This window comes from Bacillus sp. 1A (assembly GCF_052682215.1).
This window is the reverse complement of sequence record NZ_JBQYLZ010000001.1, coordinates 3,526,016-3,543,016: the sequence shown is the minus strand read 5'-3', so window position 1 is coordinate 3,543,016 and position 17,001 is coordinate 3,526,016. Positions and strand designations below refer to the sequence as shown.

Annotated in this window: 18 protein-coding genes and 1 pseudogene; 2 read left to right on the top strand and 17 right to left on the bottom strand. The window is 32.7% G+C overall.

Features of this window, described 5'->3' with window-relative positions:
- Nucleotides 1–242: 242 nt before the first annotated feature.
- Nucleotides 243–1,127 carry a LysR family transcriptional regulator gene (locus ACUN0F_RS18110; RefSeq protein WP_264462172.1) on the bottom strand — a complete coding sequence of 295 codons (885 nt, stop codon included), beginning with the start codon at nt 1,125–1,127 and terminating at the stop codon, nt 243–245.
- 124 nt (nt 1,128–1,251) lie between these two features.
- On the opposite strand from ACUN0F_RS18110, the gene ACUN0F_RS18105 reads away from it, so the two are divergent.
- Nucleotides 1,252–1,827 (top strand): sugar O-acetyltransferase, encoded by a 576-nt coding sequence (locus ACUN0F_RS18105; RefSeq protein WP_264462173.1) that lies wholly within the window; start codon nt 1,252–1,254, stop codon nt 1,825–1,827.
- Nucleotides 1,828–2,114: 287 nt separating this feature from the next.
- Here the strand turns inward: ACUN0F_RS18105 and ACUN0F_RS18100 are convergent, their stop codons facing one another.
- The 13 genes and pseudogenes from ACUN0F_RS18100 to ACUN0F_RS18040 all read right to left on the bottom strand — a co-directional run bounded on the left by ACUN0F_RS18100 (nt 2,115) and on the right by ACUN0F_RS18040 (nt 12,950).
- Nucleotides 2,115–2,753 carry a LysE family translocator gene (locus ACUN0F_RS18100; protein WP_000624898.1) on the bottom strand — a complete coding sequence of 213 codons (639 nt, stop codon included), beginning with the start codon at nt 2,751–2,753 and terminating at the stop codon, nt 2,115–2,117.
- A gap of 874 nt (nt 2,754–3,627) precedes the next feature.
- Complete coding sequence (locus tag ACUN0F_RS18095) at nt 3,628–4,794, bottom strand: serine hydrolase domain-containing protein (protein WP_445539864.1); 1,167 nt, start codon at nt 4,792–4,794, stop codon at nt 3,628–3,630.
- 231 nt (nt 4,795–5,025) lie between these two features.
- Complete coding sequence (locus tag ACUN0F_RS18090) at nt 5,026–5,532, bottom strand: DUF3902 family protein (protein WP_264462175.1); 507 nt, start codon at nt 5,530–5,532, stop codon at nt 5,026–5,028.
- 257 nt (nt 5,533–5,789) lie between these two features.
- Nucleotides 5,790–5,891, bottom strand: a pseudogene (locus ACUN0F_RS18085) (signal peptidase II); the annotation flags it as partial.
- A 131-nt stretch (nt 5,892–6,022) separates the two neighbouring features.
- Nucleotides 6,023–6,631 carry an immunity protein Imm33 domain-containing protein gene (locus ACUN0F_RS18080; RefSeq protein WP_445539863.1) on the bottom strand — a complete coding sequence of 203 codons (609 nt, stop codon included), beginning with the start codon at nt 6,629–6,631 and terminating at the stop codon, nt 6,023–6,025.
- A 121-nt stretch (nt 6,632–6,752) separates the two neighbouring features.
- On the bottom strand, nt 6,753–7,274 hold the full coding sequence (locus ACUN0F_RS18075; protein WP_172553180.1) for an SMI1/KNR4 family protein: 522 nt from the start codon (nt 7,272–7,274) through the stop codon (nt 6,753–6,755).
- 330 nt (nt 7,275–7,604) lie between these two features.
- Complete coding sequence (locus ACUN0F_RS18070) at nt 7,605–8,852, bottom strand: PoNi-like cognate immunity protein (RefSeq protein WP_445539862.1); 1,248 nt, start codon at nt 8,850–8,852, stop codon at nt 7,605–7,607.
- A gap of 27 nt (nt 8,853–8,879) precedes the next feature.
- Nucleotides 8,880–10,646 carry a T7SS effector LXG polymorphic toxin gene (locus tag ACUN0F_RS18065; protein ID WP_445539861.1) on the bottom strand — a complete coding sequence of 589 codons (1,767 nt, stop codon included), beginning with the start codon at nt 10,644–10,646 and terminating at the stop codon, nt 8,880–8,882.
- Nucleotides 10,643–11,005 carry a DUF3958 family protein gene (locus ACUN0F_RS18060; protein WP_445539860.1) on the bottom strand — a complete coding sequence of 121 codons (363 nt, stop codon included), beginning with the start codon at nt 11,003–11,005 and terminating at the stop codon, nt 10,643–10,645. The genes ACUN0F_RS18065 and ACUN0F_RS18060 overlap by 4 nt, the downstream gene beginning before the upstream one ends.
- Before the next feature lie 40 nt (nt 11,006–11,045).
- A complete protein-coding gene (locus ACUN0F_RS18055) occupies nt 11,046–11,321 on the bottom strand; it encodes a TIGR04197 family type VII secretion effector (protein WP_445539859.1) in 276 nt (91 codons plus the stop codon).
- A gap of 211 nt (nt 11,322–11,532) precedes the next feature.
- Nucleotides 11,533–11,826: a putative quinol monooxygenase gene (locus ACUN0F_RS18050; protein ID WP_445539858.1), complete on the bottom strand. Its 294-nt coding sequence runs from the start codon at nt 11,824–11,826 to the stop codon at nt 11,533–11,535.
- A gap of 38 nt (nt 11,827–11,864) precedes the next feature.
- Nucleotides 11,865–12,503, bottom strand: a complete 639-nt coding sequence (locus ACUN0F_RS18045) for a nitroreductase family protein (protein ID WP_445539857.1) — start codon at nt 12,501–12,503, stop codon at nt 11,865–11,867.
- An 18-nt stretch (nt 12,504–12,521) separates the two neighbouring features.
- Nucleotides 12,522–12,950, bottom strand: coding sequence for a MarR family winged helix-turn-helix transcriptional regulator (locus ACUN0F_RS18040; protein ID WP_000204172.1), 429 nt, complete (start codon nt 12,948–12,950; stop codon nt 12,522–12,524).
- Between the two features lie 264 nt (nt 12,951–13,214).
- Between ACUN0F_RS18040 and ACUN0F_RS18035 the strand changes: the two genes are divergently transcribed.
- On the top strand, nt 13,215–15,158 hold the full coding sequence (locus ACUN0F_RS18035) for a GTP-binding protein (protein ID WP_445539856.1): 1,944 nt from the start codon (nt 13,215–13,217) through the stop codon (nt 15,156–15,158).
- Nucleotides 15,159–15,205: 47 nt separating this feature from the next.
- On the opposite strand, the gene ACUN0F_RS18030 is transcribed toward ACUN0F_RS18035, so the two are convergent.
- The 3 genes from ACUN0F_RS18030 to ACUN0F_RS18020 all read right to left on the bottom strand — a co-directional run bounded on the left by ACUN0F_RS18030 (nt 15,206) and on the right by ACUN0F_RS18020 (nt 16,980).
- Nucleotides 15,206–15,850, bottom strand: a complete 645-nt coding sequence (locus ACUN0F_RS18030) for an alpha/beta hydrolase (RefSeq protein ID WP_264462180.1) — start codon at nt 15,848–15,850, stop codon at nt 15,206–15,208.
- A 20-nt stretch (nt 15,851–15,870) separates the two neighbouring features.
- Complete coding sequence (locus ACUN0F_RS18025; protein ID WP_264462181.1) at nt 15,871–16,338, bottom strand: NUDIX hydrolase; 468 nt, start codon at nt 16,336–16,338, stop codon at nt 15,871–15,873.
- A 210-nt stretch (nt 16,339–16,548) separates the two neighbouring features.
- A complete protein-coding gene (locus tag ACUN0F_RS18020) occupies nt 16,549–16,980 on the bottom strand; it encodes an SMI1/KNR4 family protein (protein WP_445539855.1) in 432 nt (143 codons plus the stop codon).
- Nucleotides 16,981–17,001 lie beyond the last annotated feature (21 nt).

The following is a 17,001-nucleotide window of genomic DNA, read 5'->3' as shown; positions in this document are numbered from 1 at the left end:
AAAATAATTAACCAAATAAACTATTTTTCATTCAAGCCCACTCGATATGTACCCTTATTATATTTAACAATCACAAAAGTTACAACTTTCAGAATATAAATCATTTTATTGTTCACTTCTTCCTCATTTGAACATGAACATTTCTGTGAAGTTGTTTTACTGGAACCTTTGAAAGAATAATGAATATTTCGTAAGAGCAAAAACGTGTCACCTTAATACGATGGCACGTTTTGCATTTTACATTATGATTGGTTTATACTATTTCGAAGCTGATTTATAAATGCATGAGCGGCATTCGAAAACACTTGATTCTTTTTCCAAATAATATTTAAATTTGCTTCTAATTTAGGTTGTAATGGTTTAAAGCAAAGTTTACTGTTTCCTGACGTGTTAATTATTTTATCTATACATAATGCATAGCCAATACCTTCTTCAACCATAAGTGCTGCATTATAAAGCAAATTATAGGTTGCGACGATGTTTAAATTATCTATACTTTGTCCAAACCATCCTGTTAATTCATTACTAACAGTAGATTGTCGTGAAATGAATAATGGTTTATCTATTAAATCCACTGGGCTAATAACTTGTTTATCCGATAAAGGACTATCTTTACACATTAATACACCCCAAGTGTCTTTAGCTGGCAATTGTGCATATTCATATTTTTGTTTATCAGTTGGCTCTATAACGACACCAAAATCTAATAATCCACTATCTAATTTACTCTTAATGTCATCAGCATTTCCGCTGTACAAATGAAATCGAATATTTGGATAGTCTTTTATTAATACTTTTAATGTTTTCGCAATAAGATGCATCGCTTCAGTTTCACCGGCACCAATGTAAACTTCCCCGCTTATCATTTCTTTTGAATCTTTTAAGTTCGCTTCCGTTTTATCTGCTAAATCAACAATCTCCTTCGCCTTTTTAAATAAGTATTTCCCCTCTTCTGTTAATGATATTTTCCTATTTCCTCTTATAAATAAATTTGTTCCTAATTCCATTTCTAAATCTTTCAGTTGCCTTGATAATGTTGGCTGTGACAAATGTAATTGTTTTGCAGCTGCTGAAATACTTTCTTCATTTGCTACAGCAATAAAATAGCGTAACACTCGAATTTCCACGATAGTCTCCTTTTACATATAGCTAATAAGCATATGAATGTATTTAATATAGGTATTTGATATTGGAATCGTATCATTTTATGATTGTATTGAAAAGATTAGCGTTTTAGAGGGGAGTATAACAATGAATATGAAAGATTTTATAAATTTTTGTAAGGCCGGCAAGCCTATTTCAGGCGAGGATAAAGAATTACATGATCTACTAGTTCAATGTAGCTATGAAGCCCAGAAGATAACAATGAAATTAAATACATCTTATCATTCTAAAGAAGAGATTGTAGCAATATTTAGTGAATTAACAGGTAACAACATTGATCCATCTTTTATGTGTTTTCCACCGTTTCATACAGACTTCGGTAAAAATATTACAATTGGAAAAAATGTATTTTTTAACACTGGATGTTCTTTTCAAGATAGAGGCGGAATTCATATAGGAGACAATTGTATGATCGGTATGAATGTTACAATTGCCACACTTAATCACGGGCTAACTTTAGAAACAAGAAATACGACATACGCTTCCCCTGTTACAATTGGTGAAAATGTATGGATTGGTTCTAGCGCAACAATACTTCCTGGTGTTACAATTGGGAACAATTCAATTGTTGCTGCAGGTGCAGTTGTTACAAAAGATGTCCCTGTAAACACTGTCGTTGCAGGAGTGCCCGCAAAAGTTGTGAAAGTCATTCATAGCAATTAAAAATATTCTAGATTTTTGAAATGCAAACAAGCTACTTTGATTGAAATTTGCTTTACTGCTTATATATTTATTTTATCGCTCTTGTTAAGAATTTTATTTCTCTTTGTGAGAAGAGAATGTACCTATATATTTTTCTATACCGCAATAAAAAGACTTATAGAATGATTCTATAAGTCTTTTACTATAAGGAATTAACCTATATCCATCGATTAACAAATTCAAAAACCAAAAGATTCGCGATGAATAAATTTCTAATAAATCACTATTCTCTCTAATCATCAAAAACTTTACAATAGTTGAGCAGTTCCTTTTACTGCCTCGTAGCCAAAATATATTCCAAACAGAATTAAAACAATGCCTGCTACTATAGAAATCCATTTCATTACTGTATGATTAATAAATCTTCTACCAAAATGAATAGATGTAGCCATAAATATATCCCAAAGCATAATCCCAGCAAAAATGGCTGCACTATACCATAAAGCTTGTTCTTTTCCAATAGTATTCATAGCACTAGTTAGAACTGATCCATATATCCCTATCCAAAAAATAATATTTAATGGATTAGAAATTGCGATAGCAAACCCCGATAAAAAAGATTTTAAAGGATGTTCTTTTTCACCTGATGAAATATATTGAACTTGTTTAGTAGCTTCTTTCATACTTTCATAACCCAAATAAATCATCGTTACAAAACCAAAAATCCAAATGCAAAGTTGAGCAACTGGAGTTGTTAAATAAGTCGAAATACCAAAGTAAATTAAAAACATCATTACAACATCTGCTGACATTGCCCCGACTCCTACTAACCATGCACTCAAAAAACCATTTTTTATTCCTTTATTTATTTGAGCAACATTAATCGGACCGACTGGTGCAGACAATGAAATCCCTAACAATATATAACTGAATATCATGCTAATCATTTTTCTTCAACCCCGTAATAGGACATTTAAACCTTTCTCTAATTTTTCTATCTGTTTCATAATCTAATATTGGCTCATGTGTATATTGTTTATACGATATAGCCACTTCTTCTACAGTTCTACTACTTGTTTATACATATTTATCCTCCCTTTGATTTCATTACACAATTTGAAAAGATAGCCTTTTCTATTGCTGTTCCCACTCTCTACTCTTTTTCACAATATATTCAATTATAGTTTAAAACAAATTTAAATTGTAATAAAATACATATTTGCAATAAAAATGGAATTAAAATATAAAACCTATATTAATCATTAATTTCATAATAGTCAATCATTTAGACACAAATCATAATTATCTATTTTTGTATACTTAATTCTATTTGTTATTAATTCATACATATTGTTTCTTTTGAAAAAGGACTTGTATATGTGTTCTATTTTTCATCTTCCAAAAATGTTTTGTTTTATCCTTCGGAAATGCGTCAACATTAATACGCTTTAAGATATTAATTCATACGATAAAAATACCTTATTATGTAAATTAATGAAATACACTTAAAATATTTTTCAACAAAAATCAGAATTCACTTATTATAAACTCCAAAATCTAGAACTACTTACCTTTGTATGTTGCAATATTTTAAAAATGTAAAAGTCACTATAAATAAGAAATATCAAATAAATATAATAGATTTATAGTAAAATAAAAAAATTTAAATACATCATTACTTTTCTTGTAACAGCACATAAAAACCCCGAATCATGGGAAGTAAATTGCTCATGATTCGGGATTTTTTAAGACTATATTTTAATAACAATTAAATCACATACAAGTCCTTATATACCTCTATAGTAGAACTCTTTTCATCTATTATTTCTTAAATTCAATTTGCATCATTTTATTAAACTGCGAAACAATATCGACCTCATCTAAAGAGTTAATACTGACAGCCAATGTATGTTTACCACCCATTACTCCACCAGCAAAAGTCATAAATCCAGGAATTGACCCTCCGTGACCCCAAACTGAGACACCATTTGGAAGTTTAGTCTCATAGATTCCAAGACCATATCCATCACCAATCCCTTTTCCTTCTACAGGAACTGTAGTAAGCATTTCTTTTAGCTCTCGTTCCTTCAATAACTTACCACTGAGTAAAGATGAAAAAAATTTATTTAAATCGTCCGCATTAGATATCATATCTCCAGCTGCATTAGCTAAACTCGGATTATAATACGTAATGTCTTTCAACTCGCTCGTTCCTTCGGTTTTCACATACCCACGAGCATGATTCTTTCCTGGGATGACAGGTGAATTACCTGGTAAAAACGTATTTGACAAGTCCAAAGGTTCAATAATTCGCTTTTCGATTTCTTCTGCATAACTATTACCAGTTATTTTTTCAATAAGCATCCCTAGTATTACGTATCCTGTGTTTGAATACGACCAGCCTTTACCTGGCGGAAAATCCGGAGGCAGCGCAAGTCCTATTTTCACTATTTCTTCTGCTGTATACGTTTTTTTCAAATTCATTATGTCAGCATCTTTTGACTTTAAGTATTCAGCGATACCACTCGTATGATTCAAAAGTTGGCGTATCGTAATTTGATTACCATCATACCCATTTCCTTGAACGAGACCCGGTAGCCACTTCTCAATTGAATCATCAAGTTGTACGCGATTTTCTCCTACTAATTGAAGAACAGTCGTGGCGGTAAAAGTTTTCGTCACACTACCAATTCGAAAGCGATAATCTGATTTCACCGGTTTCTTTGTACTTAAATCTGCTACGCCAGCAGTATAACTACTAATCTTTCCTTTATTAGATGTCTTAGCTAATACCCCTGGTGCTCCAATTTGGATTGTTTCCTGCAATACTTGTTTCCAGCCATTCCGATTCTTTTGATCATGTACTTTTGACGAATTAGAAATACTTTGAGTAGACTCTGCTTTCACAGTAAAACCAGGTGTAAATAGAGTAGTACCCGACAATAAAACTGCCAAACTTGCTAACTTCATTGAATTACGTTTTTTCATAAGGATTTCTCTCCCCTATTCATATCGTATTGATTCAACCTATACTTTCATCCTATATGATAAAACTCTCTTTTTTCTTATCCATTCCTTACGAAATACTTACGTTCAAAATTTGACGACCAGATGGGAAAAAGTAATGTATGAAAATAAAAAAGAACGTGTTTTCAACTTATGAAAACACGTTCTCTTACATACTTAAAACCCTATATCAACTTTTTAGTTCATTCACTTTTACCATCCTGCACTAGCGTTCATGCCATTTCCGATAATAGTAAGTAGTAATGGCCACAGCACTGGTGCTAACGTAAGAAATAAATTTAGCAGTATAAGTATTCTATATCCCCCAGGAATATGGTGATTTTTACGATTAACAAATACTACAAAAACTAATAATATTATAGTCGTTACAAATAAAAGTAACACTAACAACCAATACCAAACCATTAAACTGAGACTCCATGGCTGTAATAGCTCGTGTACAATACCAAAGGTGATTCCTAATACAGCAAAACTAAAGGTAGTAACTGTTGCTTTAATAAACCATTTACTTAATTTTTTATCGTATGTATACTTACAATATAAATCTATTAATGTGTATAAAGATAAAAAGGCCATTAATACACCTACCCAATACAATAACCAGTCTCCGCCTCCTCTAACTAACATAAACAGAAACCAACACATCCCTGCTGCAGAAAAAATAAAGGAAAGGAGTATGTTTTTCAATACCGGTTTCATTCTATTTTCACACCCTTACAAAAGTTTAAAAATAAATTATAATTTTTATTTACATACTACCCGTAATTTGTTTTTCTCTTTTTCATCCTATATTGATGTAGTGAAGATAACCTCACAAAAAATTCAACGAGCAATACTCTACTAAGACAACCTTTTTCCATTGTTATCGATATAAAAAAGTAAGTATATATTACCCTATAATTAAATATAAGCAAATAAAATTAATTTACAGTTAATTTTATTTACTTATATTAACGTCACCCTTTCCCGTCTCGCTCTATCCATCGTACAGTCTTCTCTATATCTAACTCCGTATACGTCTTTTCTCCATAACGGACAGACTCATATATCGGAATAATTTGAGCTAAAGTTTCCAGACAATTTTTATATCTATCTACAAATTTAATTTTTTTCAGAACTTCTTTAATTTCAGGTTTCATTTCAACATTCATTTTCTAATCCTCCATGAAACTTTTCCATTATATTCACTTCATTTCTTTTCTATTTCACCCCAAATATCAACATCATATTCATTTAAAATCGCTTTAATTTTGTCCTTCTCAAATACTACTAAATAATTATACGGTAAGGTTAGCACTTGAATAATTTCAGGTTTCATTTTTAATAATTCGTAGGCGTATATGATTTCCAATTCTCCTGATACTTCTTCATTGATAGGACCTATATACCAACCTGAATCACCTTCATCACAACCACTAGATCTTTGTAAATACACCTCTTCTTGTTGCAACGCATTTTTCGCTATGACAATCTTATCGTTAAATTTTATTAATTGTCCCTCTATGTTTAATCGACGTAAACAATACGATTGCTCAAGTTGTACCCATAATGCAATCGTTAAATCTTCTGTCGTATCTTTAAAAGGGTTTTTAGTATAATCCTGGGTGATAATTTGATAATACTCTTCATACTTATATAAACTATAAACAGACCATCCAATTTGTATTGAAAATCCATCTATTAATTTATCTTCTACTTTAGATAATATATTAAATAATATTTCTACATGAAAACTTAATGGTTCTTCTACTTTAGCTTTTATATTTTTATTACCTATATTTTTGATTATTGTTTTCAAATCAATATTCTCCACTTCTATTGAATTCCCTCACTCAATCTGCATTCCTTAGCTTGCCTTATATAGACCTAGCAGCAGGATGACTTTTGTAATTAACACCAAAATTTAATTCTCTCTTTAGCTAATTACCTTTTAAAGCCAATATTTCTTCTCTATTGTAATCAACCATTGCCAAGAAATACTCTTCAAAATTCTCAAATCTGTCTATTTCTTCTCCTGCAAACCAAATTATCTCACCTGGTCTACGTGAATTTGGTAAACATAAAACAAATAAATCCTTATCAAATTTAGAGACCGCTATTGGTAATAACTCCTGTCTTAAAACACCACTTTCTTTTAAAACATCGTCATCAATAACTGTTAATAACATTTGAGCGTGATCCATTATAGCTGATTTCTTCAGTTGTTCACTGCTAAATAAGTCCACAGTTTGATAAAAACCTTTCCAACCATTAGCATGTTGTAGAAAATCTCGATATATTAAATCCAGTTTATAACCCAATTCTTGTTCAAGAGCATACACATACTCTTCACTTGCTCCTACTTCAGGAAAGTGATGTGGCCATATTTTCTCTACATCTTGTTTCATTAAATCTTGCTTCACTAAAGCTAAAGTTGTTATCTTTTCTTTCCAATTAATCACCTAGAAGTCCTCCTCTACATATTTAAGTTCATTAAGTTTATAACCCAATATTTATCTATTAACCTGTCCATAAAGATTTAACGAGCTATGACGACTCAGTTTTCCCATCTAAGTTGTATTAAACACAAGACTATTATGCTCTTTATATGATTTTTCGTTTTCCGTAAAATTTTCAACACTCTACTTAAATTACACAGCCGTATGTGAATACAAAAATAGTGACAGTTGGATTCCCCAAACTACCACTATTTTCAATCTCTTAATTCATTAAATTCCGTATAATTTAGTTTTTCAGCGTTACTCATGATGCACAATATTTTGATTTGCTCGTTATAAAACTTCCTCTACATCGACACTCTCTATCTTCACTTCATACATATTTGGGATATTTACTTCTTTTGGTACCCATGCATAATAATTTTGATCATTTTCTAACATAAATTGAACTAACTTTGTTTCTGATCCATTCCAGAAATTTTTAAGATTATCAATGTAGTCCTCTAAATCCTCTTTATAATCCAATTGTAATATATAATCTCTTACCGTCAGGGCAAACACAATTAAACTTCCTAATAGATTTTTTTGCTCATTTTCTTCTTTATACTCTTGTGGTAAGAACCACACTTGACCTATTCCTATCGTTTTTTTGTATTTTTCATAAAAACTACTATCATCCATATTCTCATAGTCATGGATCAATTCATTGACCAATGAATGCCATTTTGGAGGAATAATGTTTTCCAATGCAGGATTATGTTCAATTCCTTCTACTATATCCTCGATTTCTTCTGTCTCATCTTCATAGTGATATTCACTTAGGTCTATATGTTTAAATTTCATTTCATTTTTATAATGTGCCAAATCATATGGATAATGATTATTATCTTTTAAACTTATATCATCAAGTTCGAGTATCTTTACTATTGCAGCTGTCTCAAAGCTCCAGTACCCCACATATCCAGGTTCTTTATGTGCATTTTTCCATTCATAATCATAATGGCCTTTAAACCATTCTTTCTCCATATACGTTTGCAATCTTTTAGACGCTTCTTTTTTATCTGTTTGTGCAAGTTCTATAATCTCTCTCGTTTTTGCATATGGATTTTCTTTATAATATCTGTTCGTCATGTTTGTGTATCCAATATCACTAGCGCATAAGAGGAAATCAATTACTGCGTCATTCACATTTTTTTTATCAACTATCTTTTTTAATCTTTCTATATTCTTTTTATCCGTTTCTAACAAAATTCCTAAAGAAATTATCCAAAGCATATATATATAACCCACTTTGCTAGTCCCTGTATGATCTAAATCATCTATCGCATTATAAAAATATACTTCCATTTTACTAATGTCTTCTCCTAAAGAATACATTGCTCTAATGTCGTTCATCTCATGTATAAAATTCCTTAAATATCTTCCTTCTATAATACTTATATTATCTTTAGGCTTTCTTTGTATACCATTCTTTTCATCTTCTTCTAAACTTCTAATCTCCTCTCTATTATCTTCAATAAACTTTTTATGGAGTTCTATTCCTTTTTTACATTTTTCTTCTATGCACAATTGATCTCTCATTCTATTTAATTCCTCCTAGCTTCTAAATTATGGCCATTCTCCAATATTGTTTCCTTCTTCATCTAACCTATATGTTTTTACGTTTCCACTACTATCGACTTTTGATAATACTCTTTCAACTTCACTATCTTCCAATGCATTCGCAATCTTTTCTGCTAATACTTCATCTCCATCAACAGCTTTCAATATTCTACTTTTTCCAGTTTCAGAACCGTTCAACCAATCATTTGACATTTGTCGTCCATCTTTAGTTTTCCCCAATTGTGAACTACCAAACTTAGCTTCATCAATAACATATTTAATATTTGAATTTGGATTTGCATTTTCGTATAATCCATCAATTCCTTTTACTATTTTATCATTTATACCTGACGGTGCACTTTTTCCGACTGGCTTTAAATCAAATCCAGCATCTTTTAAACTTTGATTATTCAATAAATTGTCACTAGATTTTATTTCACCATAATTACCTTTTTGCTTATTTGTAGCTGTTTTTGCATCAAAATTATCTACAGTTGTGTTTTTGTTACTGCTAGGTTTACCATTACCACCATCTTTAGACTTCGCAAACTTATAATAAGCTTCTATTAATTCGCCTTGAGGTATTTTGGTTACAATAGTTCCACCAACACTAGAGAATGCATAGGAAGCATTTCTCTTAAATGATTGTAACATTTCAAGCGTAGGCTTCAATTCTTTTGCTAGTTTTACTGCATTAGCAAATGTACTTAATCCACTTGATGCTTTTGCTCCTTTTGTGATATGGCCTACTTTATTTAGTCCCCTATCGCCTAATATTGTGGTAGCTATTTGTGTTAATCCATAGGTCGTCAATTCTGTACGACTCTCTGTATCTCCCTCTATCATATCTCGTTTTATTTTATTTGAAAATGCATGCCACATATTTTTTGCAGTTTCATCCAAATGGAATAGTGCATAGGTTACATTAATAAAAGTTCCTATGTCCATATTACTTAAAGCTATTGCAGACTCGATTTCATCACCAACAGCTTTCCCCGATCCTCTTTGAATAGCTTCCCACATCTTTTTCGCTGTTTCAAACGTGCCAACTATACTGTCTGTCGCATCGTCCCAAGCATTTCTAACCGGAGATTTCTCCTCAATTATGTTATTTGTTTCTATATCTTTAATTGACTGATTGTTTTTTCGAGCTGTTTCTTCTATAATCCCCTGAATCGAACTCACCCAATCCATATTCAACCCTTGTGTACTAAACGTCCCACTCACAGGACTAAACCCTTTCCCGCTTTGCACTTCAGCGAGTCCGGCTGTGATGCTAGCGGCTAATTGGAGGGCGGTGCTGTAGTTGTTGCTGGATGAATGATTGAATTCATATAGACGCTCTAGTTTTTCTTCTAGTTTTTTTCTCATTGCAATTAAGACTGCAATAATTGCGTCTACTCCAGGCATTGGTGTAAGTACTTCTATTGCTTCTATACTTGCAATGGATTGATTGATTTCTTGTATTTGTTGTCTTATTTCATGTTCGATAACATCTGTTGAAGCAACTTTTGCTTGAAAATCGTTTGGAAATGCTTCATTTTGGCGAATTAATTCTTCACATAAGCATATGATTCCTTGTGCTAATGGCCGAAATGTTTGGACAAGGTAGGCTTTTGCACTACTGTATGTTTGTCCTTGTAATACTGTATCTATCGCAAAGGCATCAATAGATTGAATGGCTTGTTCCATACTTTGAATCGTAGCATTACATATAGCGTTCATACTTTGCGTTTGACTTTGTACTTCTCCCAAATACATGTTTAAACTCATGTATTGGCCTCCCTTTGTAGTTGCTGCTGTTCATAGGAAAGGTCGTTTTCTTTCTCACTGAGATGCCGTTTTTCTTTAAGCAACGTCTCTTTTTCGTTTTCTAATTCGAATGTAAGTTTTCTTTCATACTGTCCGATTTCTTGCCGCATTTTCGTAAAAAGATGAAATGCTTTTTTGTCACCATACCAAGTTTCTAGTATTCGGTTAAATAAACGATTATTTCTATTTTTCCATTCATGAAAACTAGCCTCAGCTCGTTCTTGATTTTGCAGCGCGATTCGGTTTTCATTTTGTTCTTCAAATATAATTCGTAATTTTTGATTACATTGACTGATTTTCGTTTCAATTTCTTGACTCATCTTTTCTCCCTACCTTTTCCCCTTTACGTAGGCTGTTACATTATTGAAAAGTCTTTTGAAGTCCGGTATCCATTTTCTCAAATTCATTTGCTACGGAATGGACATTATCAATCGTTTGTTGAAAAGCAGCGCAAAATTGTGTCGTGATCTGTAAATTTTGTTGATTTGCTTCTTGTGCTTTAAAGTTCACAGATAGTGTCGTACGCGTTGCCTTATTTATAGAGCGACTAGTGGCACTTTGCATTCTATCTGAAGCATTTCTCATTTTCGTTGCAAGTTGCGTTGCCCTATGCAAATTACTCTGAAATTCTCCCATCACTTACTCCTCTCTACCATTTATTTACAAGGAGATTATACCACGGAAAAATATTCTAATAAACCGAATGTTCGAATTTAACATACAATTCATCAATGTTACTGAGGATACGAGCAACACTTATCTTTCAACATAACTGTATCGGAAGTAGGTTCTACTTATACAAAAAAGATGACCTCAGCTATACGCTAAAGTCATCTTTTCTACCTTATTATTTCACTAACTCTCCATTATAAGCTTTTATATCTAATGGAGCAGTTAAATACTGTGCTGCTTTACTAACGAAAGATGTGAAGTGTTCACTCGTATTATGACCCGCAACTGCCTCTTCATCTTTCCATACTTCTACCATTGTATATACATTTTCTTTTTCTGTATCTTTATATAAGTCATAAGATACATTTCCACTTTCTTCTCTTGAATTATGAATGAGCGGACGAATTTCTTCTAAAAATGATTGTTGTTTCGCTGGATCTACTTGAAATGTTGCGTGAATAATAATCATGGTGTTTCCCCTCTCATATTCCACTTATTTCTTTGAAATTACTTCCACTCAGCAACTTTTTCAATTGGAAGGCGTACTGATTGGTAACCACTGTCAGCAGCTTTTCCGATTGAAATTAACATTACTGGTACGTGACGTTCTTTATCTAATCCGAATGCTTCTGCGATTTGGTCTTTTTCAAATCCGCCAATTGGGCAAGTGTCATAACCGTGAGCACGAGCTGCTAGCATAAATTGCATTGCTACAAGACCACCGTCAATTAGTACTGTATCTTTCATTACTTCTGGTGTAACCATTGAGAAGTAACCAGAAAGTTTTTTCATTTGATCTTCTTTTACTTCTGCTGGCATTAAACCGCGCTCTACTGCTGTACCGTAAATTTCCTCTGCGTTATCAAAGTTGTTTAAATCACCGAATACAGCGATCATAGCTGAAGATGTTTCTACTTGAGATTGATTAAATTTCGCAAGTGGTGCAAGTGTCGCTTTTGCTTCGTCACTTTCAATAACAAGGAATCTCCATGGCTGCATATTTACTGAAGATGGTGCAAGTGTTGCTTCTGTAAGAATTTCTGTCATTTCTTCTTTGCTAATTTTCACTGAAGGATCGTACTTACGAATTGAACGGCGGCCTGTTAAAATTTCGTTAAAGTTATTTGTTTTTACTGAGTTAGTCATAGTTGAAGTCTCCCTTTTTTATAATTCTTTTATATTTTCTTGAATGTGATTTAACATATTTAAAAGATTATCGCGTTCTTCCTCACTTAATCCTTTAAATGCAGATGCTGCAAAACGTTCTTTTTCCTCTTGAAACGCCTGAATTTTATTTCGTCCCTCTTCTGTAAGAGAAACTAACGTAATTCTGTTATCATCTGGATTTTTACGCCTTACTATCATTTCATTTGCCTCAAGCTGCTTTAAATGCCTCGTTATCGCAGCATTATCAATATTCACTTCTTGCTGAAGTGCTTTTTGACTAATTTCACCTACTTCATATAACTGAAGTATAAGCTCTAATCGAGACTGGCTCATACCCGTACACCCTTCAAACTTCGAACTTACTTCTTTATTTAGAAAGTGTAATTTATATAAAATAATCGCTTCTTTTGAGCATGAACTTGTCATATTAACCCTCCTTTACATCCAAATCAAAATCGTTTGATGTATCAATAGTTGATATGTCAATTAATATAATCTATATCGATTTAGAATGCAAGCATTTTGTTTTCATTTATATTTTTCCAAATTAAGGCGCTTTGTCGCGTTACAAATAATGTTAATTGCACTATAATAGTACTAATTTAAATGACTGGAGAGTGATTGTAATGCGGCAATACACAAATAGAAATGAGGAAATAAAAATGGAAAATGAAATGAGGATATTCACATATGACAACAATAAATATAGGGATTGTCGCGCACGTAGATGCTGGCAAGACGAGTTTGACTGAGCGTATTCTTTATGAAACGAATGTGATTAAAGAAATTGGCCGAGTGGATAGTGGAAGTACGCAAACTGACTCAATGGAATTAGAAAGACAACGCGGCATTACGATTAAAGCATCTGTCGTTTCTTTCTTTATTGATGATGTAAAAGTAAATGTCATTGATACACCTGGACACGCTGATTTTATCGCTGAAGTGGAGCGATCATTCCGCGTTTTAGACGGTGCGATTTTAGTTATCTCTGCCGTTGAAGGTGTGCAAGCACAAACAAAAATTTTAATGCGAACATTACAGAAACTAGACATACCGACTATTTTATTTGTTAATAAAATTGATCGTAGTGGCGCAAATACTGAAAAAGTTGTAAAGCAAATAAAAATGATTCTTTCAAATGAAGCATTCTCCTTCTACTCTGTGCAAAACGAAGGAACAAAGGAAGCTTGTATTATTGAATATAAATCATATGACGATTGTATTGAACGATTAGCACCTTATAATGAATCATTACTTGAGTCATATGTAAATAACGAAATCGTAACGGACACACTATTAAGAGAAGAACTCATTAAACAAATAGCACAAGCAAATGTGTATCCGATTTTCTTCGGTTCAGCACTGACGGGTATAGGAGTATCTGAACTACTTGAAAATATTTCAGCCTTACTTCCTGCTAATAATCCGTCTCAAGATAAAGAATTGTCCGGTGTTGTTTTTAAAATTGAACGTGAACCTTCTGGAGAAAAGATTGCTTATGTAAGAATTTTTTCTGGTAACTTACACGTTAGAAATTATGTTGATATACAGCGCGATGAGCCTCTACCACATAAGGAAAAGATTAAAAAAATGTGCATGTTTCATAACGGAAATGCTGTTCAATCTACTATCGTTCCTAGCGGAGAATTTTGCAAAGTGTGGGGACTGAATGATATAAAAATTGGTGATATTATCGGTGAACGGACTGATTATATAAAAGACATTCACTTTGCCGAACCACAAATGGAAGCTGCCATCGATGCAGTACCAAAAGAACAAATTCATGATTTATACGCTGCTCTTATGGAACTATGTGAAGAAGATCCACTCATTAAAGTGTGGAAAGATGACGTTCATAACGAACTATATATTCGCCTTTTCGGTGAAGTACAAAAAGAGGTTATTGAAACAACACTTTATGAGAAATATAATTTGCAGGTTACTTTTTCAAATACACGAGTTGTCTGTATTGAGAAACCAATTGGCATTGGGAATTCCGTTGAAGTAATGGGAGAAAAAACGAATCCATTTTACGCAACAGTCGGATTCAAAGTTGAACGTGGTGAACTTAATTCTGGCATAACATATAAATTAGGCGTTGAACTCGGCTCACTACCTTTAGCATTTCATAAAGCGATTGAAGATACTGTATTTCAAACGTTAAAACAAGGTTTGTACGGATGGGAAGTTTCGGACATTATCGTCACGTTAACACATACTGGTTATGCTAGTCCTGTTACTACAGCGAGTGACTTTAGAAACTTAACACCACTCGTATTAATGGATGCTTTAAAGCACGCTGAAACATGTGCATTTGAACCAGTAAACGAGTTTGAATTAACTGTACCGGAGCACGCAATTAGTACCGCAATGTATAAATTAGCTGCTATTCCAGCAACTTTTAGCGAGCCTATATTCAATAATGACTCCTACCATTTAACAGGATCGTTACCTGTTGCGAAAACGGAGAACTTTAAGCGAATGCTTCATTCATTCACTGAAGGAGAAGGCATTTTTACAACGAAGCCATCTGGTTACAAAGAACTGAAGGCTCCCTTCCCTACTCGAAAACGTGTTGATTATAATCCACTGAATCGTAAGGATTATTTGCTTCATGTGCTTAGGGCTTATTAAGTAAAAAAGAGGTGCAAATTGCACCTCTTTTTGCATGTATTGATAAGTTAGTTTGTCCTAACAACTTCTTTAAGCTTTTCTATTATTGTTGCTATCGCCTCAATTGAATTCTCTGTTTCATATTCCCCAACATTTACAGAATGATTTGCATTTTTAACAACATCGATCGTTAGATTCGTTTTAATCAACTGCTCGATTTGATCTGCATTATATTGGTGATCTTTATCTCCAATTACTAAAAGCCCTTCGTGATGGCTATGCAGGATCGAATCAAAAATGGAATCAAAAGTTAGTAAAGGTGTAAGTAGTATCATTTTTGACTGTAAAAACTCTTCTCTCTTCATTACATCATTTGCAATCGGTATTGTTCCGAGTGACTTCCCTAAAAACATAATATCTTTATATCGCTTACCTTTTAATACTTCCTTCATTATAGGATTAATATCATCCATCATTACTTTCGTTATTTCTTCCATGGCTTTATTCATTACTTGTTCGTCATAAGAATAATGAATATGTACTACATCTATTTTATTTTCGAGCATAAGCATCGTTGCATAATAGAATAAAGGTTTATCGTAATTGTATCCTGAACCTGAGAACATAAAGCATATCCTATTAGAACCTTTTTCAATATGTGTATATGGAATTACTTTTCCGTCTATATGAATCTCTTTTCTAATCCCCTTCATCTTTTCCCCTCCACATACATTTACTTTTGTAAAACGATATGTTCTGTATGAACTAATACATCCTTTACTTTCTCTTTTATAAACGCTGGCTGCAAGTTATATGTATCTAACTCTTCTACAGGTACCCACTTAAAGAAATACGTTCTACTTTCTTCTTCCAAAATATATTGCTCTGCCCCATTTGCAGGTAATTGTTTCAGCTCTACTTCATAGTAAAAACTAATTTCATGAAACTTTCGTTCAGAAAGTGTAAAGAAATTTTCTACTGACCATATTAATCTCTTTATCTCGATAGGAACCGCTAACTCTTCAGCAAGCTCTCGTTTTAGCGCATCTTCACTATTTTCTAGCATTTTCACTCTTCCGCCTGGTACGTACCAAAAATCTTCACCGTCACCTTGCAGAATAAGTATTTTATTATCGTGTTTACAAATTGCTCCGGCGCGGTAGTTAAAAAATGTTTCCTCAACTTTGAACGTAAGATCCACACCAATCGCCCCTATACTTTATTTAAAAATCGCTATAAAACTATTATTTATCGCACAAATAAGATTACCATTTTTTTCTAGTTTATTCAATGTTTTTTAATTTTACGAATCTTTTCATCTTCAACAATACATATACATATATTACAATAACAGTACACACGAAAAACGCCTTGTTTCTTTAATAACAAGGCGTTTTTCATGATGCTATGTTTAAATTGTTATCTTCCCACTTTCCCACCACTTTATAAAAGTTTCTAATGAAGGAGCAACCCAAGTTCTACTATCATTTTCATGATTCCATACATATATATCATCTCTTTGCACGATTCCGTTCAAAATGGAATAACCAAACAAATCACCATTTCCGCCATCAGCAAAAAATAATAAACAGTCAAAAGGCATATATAAATCCTTGAAATCAACTATATTTCTCATATTCATATTTTCAGTTTTAATTTTTGAAGCAGACCATATAAAGTCCCCGTATTCACCTTCTACACCGTTTGTTTCCTGTAATAATTGATATAAATCATTCGGTAACTCCACATGTAAACATTTTTGTATATCAGTAACTTCATCCTTCGTAGCTGTTTTTTTCAAACTTAAGTTTGGTGAGATACTGTGAATTGTGTTTTTCCACATAGCTTTTTATCCTTCCTTCCA

Coding starts and splice junctions, on each gene's coding strand:
- ACUN0F_RS18035 (WP_445539856.1), top strand. CDS start 13,215: ATGACAACAATAAATATAGGGATTGTCGCGCACGTAGATGCTGGCAAG.
- ACUN0F_RS18040 (WP_000204172.1), bottom strand. CDS start 12,950: ATGACAAGTTCATGCTCAAAAGAAGCGATTATTTTATATAAATTACAC.
- ACUN0F_RS18105 (WP_264462173.1), top strand. CDS start 1,252: ATGAATATGAAAGATTTTATAAATTTTTGTAAGGCCGGCAAGCCTATT.
- ACUN0F_RS18070 (WP_445539862.1), bottom strand. CDS start 8,852: ATGAGAGATCAATTGTGCATAGAAGAAAAATGTAAAAAAGGAATAGAA.
- ACUN0F_RS18065 (WP_445539861.1), bottom strand. CDS start 10,646: ATGAGTTTAAACATGTATTTGGGAGAAGTACAAAGTCAAACGCAAAGT.
- ACUN0F_RS18055 (WP_445539859.1), bottom strand. CDS start 11,321: ATGGGAGAATTTCAGAGTAATTTGCATAGGGCAACGCAACTTGCAACG.
- ACUN0F_RS18100 (WP_000624898.1), bottom strand. CDS start 2,753: ATGATTAGCATGATATTCAGTTATATATTGTTAGGGATTTCATTGTCT.
- ACUN0F_RS18050 (WP_445539858.1), bottom strand. CDS start 11,826: ATGATTATTATTCACGCAACATTTCAAGTAGATCCAGCGAAACAACAA.
- ACUN0F_RS18060 (WP_445539860.1), bottom strand. CDS start 11,005: ATGAGTCAAGAAATTGAAACGAAAATCAGTCAATGTAATCAAAAATTA.
- ACUN0F_RS18045 (WP_445539857.1), bottom strand. CDS start 12,503: ATGACTAACTCAGTAAAAACAAATAACTTTAACGAAATTTTAACAGGC.
- ACUN0F_RS18020 (WP_445539855.1), bottom strand. CDS start 16,980: ATGTGGAAAAACACAATTCACAGTATCTCACCAAACTTAAGTTTGAAA.
- ACUN0F_RS18095 (WP_445539864.1), bottom strand. CDS start 4,794: ATGAAAAAACGTAATTCAATGAAGTTAGCAAGTTTGGCAGTTTTATTG.
- ACUN0F_RS18030 (WP_264462180.1), bottom strand. CDS start 15,850: ATGAAGGGGATTAGAAAAGAGATTCATATAGACGGAAAAGTAATTCCA.
- ACUN0F_RS18090 (WP_264462175.1), bottom strand. CDS start 5,532: ATGAAACCGGTATTGAAAAACATACTCCTTTCCTTTATTTTTTCTGCA.